The organism is Emticicia sp. (assembly GCF_049241225.1).
Lineage (GTDB): Bacteria > Bacteroidota > Bacteroidia > Cytophagales > Spirosomataceae > Emticicia.
In genome coordinates, this window is sequence record NZ_JBMLRC010000380.1 from 34,296 (window position 1) to 38,256 (window position 3,961).

The 3,961-nt window shown below is 38.3% G+C and carries 3 protein-coding genes and 1 pseudogene; all 4 read right to left on the minus strand.

Annotated elements, in window-relative coordinates:
* Positions 1-1,455, minus strand: a pseudogene (locus ACOVO2_RS19930) (S9 family peptidase); the annotation flags it as partial.
* 233 nt (positions 1,456-1,688) lie between these two features.
* On the minus strand, positions 1,689-2,012 hold the full coding sequence (locus ACOVO2_RS19935; protein ID WP_421771665.1) for a helix-turn-helix domain-containing protein: 324 nt from the start codon (positions 2,010-2,012) through the stop codon (positions 1,689-1,691).
* Between the two features lie 15 nt (positions 2,013-2,027).
* Positions 2,028-2,510, minus strand: a complete 483-nt coding sequence (locus tag ACOVO2_RS19940) for a hypothetical protein (protein ID WP_421771666.1) — start codon at positions 2,508-2,510, stop codon at positions 2,028-2,030.
* 141 nt (positions 2,511-2,651) lie between these two features.
* On the minus strand, positions 2,652-3,961 hold a 1,310-nt coding region (ahcY, locus tag ACOVO2_RS19945; RefSeq protein ID WP_421771667.1), incomplete at its 5' end, for an adenosylhomocysteinase.

A 3,961-nucleotide genomic window follows, 5' to 3' on the forward strand; every position in this document is an offset into this window, starting at 1 on the left:
AAACTCATACGTACCTTCGCTGCAACGCCAAAGTTGTTCTGTTTTCTTGGTGTCAATATCAAAAAGGCTCAAAAATGGCAAATCTCCTTTCGGCGAAGAACCAACCGTATTATTTAAGAAAATCTTGTTACCTTCTACCAAAATCACTTGTTTGCCAAAATTATTTTTCTCCATCAAAGGCGTGCCCGGATTTCCGTAGGCATCGGTAGTATTGCGTTCAAAAAGTGTCGAAATGCTTTTTGTGCTACTGTTATATCTACTCACTTTGATGGTTTGCTTGCCCGTCAGTCCTTCTGAAACCCACGCAAAACTTTCATTTCCCCAAGTTATGCCACGGAAACGCATTTTAGTTTTGAATAATTCTTGTTTTTCGGCTTTGAAAGGAGCTGCTTGTGCATAAACTACATCATGAAATTCTACGTTCTTTTTAATCAAACCACTATCCAAAGGCATTGCCCAAACTAAAGTTGCGGCTTCATCGGCTCTCCATTCAAAACCTCTTGGAATATTCTGCACATTATCATTGCCCGAAGGTCGTGTTTCGGCACTTGGTAAATCAGCCACTTCTTTGACTAATTTTCCTGTAATGTCAATAATCGAAACCGATGTAGGAAATCCGCTGGCAGTAACCAAATATGAGAAAGGTTTCTTCAAAACTTCCAACAAAAAGTATTTTTTATCGGGAGACAAAGTATAAGATTCATAAATAGCAGGTTTTCCAATAGGCGTTTCTACACCTCCACGATTAATCACCATTTGAGCGGTTGCCATAAACTCAAAAAGTTGTTCATCGTAAGGCGTTTTTATCAAATCTTGGTAAGTACGACCAGGAGCAGCTTTTCCGATGTTTTGCTGAACCGTTGGGCCTTTAGGTGTGATTGGCTTTGCAGGTGCAGCACTTGGCAAGCTAATTGCGGTTTTATAGACAATCGAATTATCGTCGAACCAAGTCAAATCAGCACCTAAAACTACATTTAAGGCCTTTTTATTGACTTTCGTCGCTACTTTCGTGGCTACATCAACAATATATAAATCAACTCGGTTGTTGGTGGTATTCGTGAAAGCAATCTTCTTTTCATTCGGACTCCATCTTACATTTCCTGCCAACATATTTGCTGGTAAGCCACTGATTTTAAATTCTTTGCCAGTTTTGATGTTTTTCAGTGTAAAATTATTGATGAAAATCTGGCGGCTTGGCGAGAAATTGTTGGGGTTTAATCTCAAACCTGCAATTCTGATTTCGGGTTGACCTAATTCCTCAACGGTTGGGTAAGAATTACGTTCGCTTTGGAGCATCCATTCGCCTTGGCTGTCAATGCTCACATCGGGCGTAGGTTTTGCCAAAAGCAAATCGGCTACTTCTTTGGGCGGGAGTTGATAGCTTACAGCATCTTGAGCGAAAACTCCGCACGACATCGCAAAAGCTGCCAATAAAATGACAATTTTCTTGTTCATGGTTAGTAATTTAGTGAATATGATGAAGGGATGATTTAACGGAGTGAAATTAACGATTAAAAAACATTTGTAAGTACTTTGGAGACTTAAAGTATAAAAAGATAGACGTTTTCCCGAATTTATCTTGTTTTACTCCAAGAACGTCCAAATTGGACGTTCCTACGATAAGAAAAACAAAACGCCCATCTATCTTTCAATAAATGGGCGTTTTTGTTAATCTATTATAAGATAAATCACTGATTTAAATAGTTTTCCTCAAGACTTGGTATTGAAAATAATTTAACACCTAAGTAAGATTCAATCAAGTAAAGTGTTTCTAAAGTGAAGTTATGAGTACCTGATAGCCATTTTGTTACCTCCGATGGATTTTTGTGCATGGCTTCTGCTAACTGTTTTTTATTCCAACCTTTAGCTTTTAAGGCATCATCAATTAATGCAGAAAGTAGCATATTTCTTTGAGTTTTCTCAAATTCAGCAGGATTTCGGCGTGCTATAAAATTTGATACAATAGGACTTTTATATTTTCTGGGACTATGGGCCTCATTTGTATTTTCCATATTATTGTTTTGTTTTTAATCTTCAAAAATCATATTACCTTCTAATTTTTTTCCGTCAGACGACCACCGCAAATCTTGATTTTTTATGGCTTCAGTTATCTTTTTGGAGATAAATCTCAGCAAATAATTTTCTGTTTTTAATTTTTCATCGTCTTGCAAAGCTCTAACATTTTTAACGCCACCACCACCTAAAACAATACAAGTAGCACCATATCTAATGCAATAAAGTCTTAGCTTTTTGTCAGGGGAATCATACAAAGCACAAATTCCATCACCCAAAGTGCCTTCATTTGGTTTGAAAAATTGTTCCCTTGCTCCTGTCAGATGCCCAATAAGTTCAAGTCTATCAGTAATTGAGCCAAGTTCTTTATCATGAATCCCTTCATTTTCTAAGATAAATTGGTCAAAAAGTGTTTTTTCGTTATCGTCAATCCAAATAGAATAAACACTTGCTTTGCTACCTGAAAACTCATCAAGTTCGACAATTTCAAATTTCATATACAAATCTATATATTTTACTTTAAAGTAAAATAATTTTATGAAAAAAATTGACCTAAACCAAAAACGCCCATCTATCTTTCAATAAATGGGCGTTTCCTATAAAATACCATCGACTATCGTCCATGGACTATCGACTAATTAATAACGATACATTTCAGATTTGAATGGACCTTCTGGTGTTACACCAATGTAGGCAGCTTGTTCAGCATCTAAAGTATCTAATTTAGCACCAACGTGAGCCAAATGGAAAGCAGCTACTTTCTCATCTAATTGCTTAGGAAGAACGTAAACTTTTTTCTCGTATTTCTCTGGGTTGTTCCACAATTCGATTTGTGCCAAAGTTTGGTTAGAGAATGAGCATGACATCACGAATGATGGGTGACCCATTGCACAACCTAAGTTTACTAAACGACCTTCAGCCAAGATGATGATTTCTTTGCCATCAACTTCGTACATATCAACTTGTGGCTTGATAGTAGATTTTGTGTGGCCATAGTTTTGGTTCAACCAAGCCATGTCGATTTCGTTATCGAAGTGACCGATGTTACAAACGATAGCCTTATCACGCATTGCTTTGAAGTGACGGTCACGGATGATGTTTACGTTACCAGTAGCCGTTACGAAGATATTCGCACGAGTTACTGCTTCGTCCATTGGAACTACTTCGTAGCCATCCATTGCCGCTTGCAAAGCACAGATTGGGTCGATTTCGGTAACCAATACACGGCAACCAGCACCACGAAGTGATTCAGCCGAACCTTTACCTACATCACCATAACCCGCAACAGCAGCAACTTTACCTGCCATCATTACGTCAGTTGCACGACGAATCGCATCAACTAATGATTCTTTACAACCGTATTTATTATCGAATTTCGATTTTGTTACTGAGTCGTTTACGTTGATAGCTGGCAAGAACAATGTGCCATTTTTCATACGCTCGTACAAACGGTGAACACCTGTTGTAGTTTCTTCTGATAAACCTTTGATACCACCGATAAGGTCAGGATATACATCAAATACCATGTTTGTAAGGTCGCCGCCATCATCCAAAATCATGTTTAATGGTTTTTGTTCTTCACCAAAAAACAAAGTTTGCTCGATACACCAGTCGAATTCTTCGGCTGTTTGACCTTTCCAAGCATAAACCTGAATACCAGCAGCAGCAATAGCAGCAGCAGCGTGGTCTTGAGTTGAGAAAATATTACAAGAAGACCAAGTTACTTCAGCACCTAACTCCACAAGGGTTTCGATAAGAACAGCCGTTTGGATTGTCATGTGTAAACATCCTGCTACTCTTGCACCTGCCAATGGTTTCGACGGGCCATATTCAGCACGGATTGCCATCAAACCTGGCATTTCGGCTTCTGCTAATTTAATTTCTTTGCGACCCCAATCGGCAAGAGTGATGTCTTTTACCTTGTAAGGGAGATAAGTTTTTGTTGCTG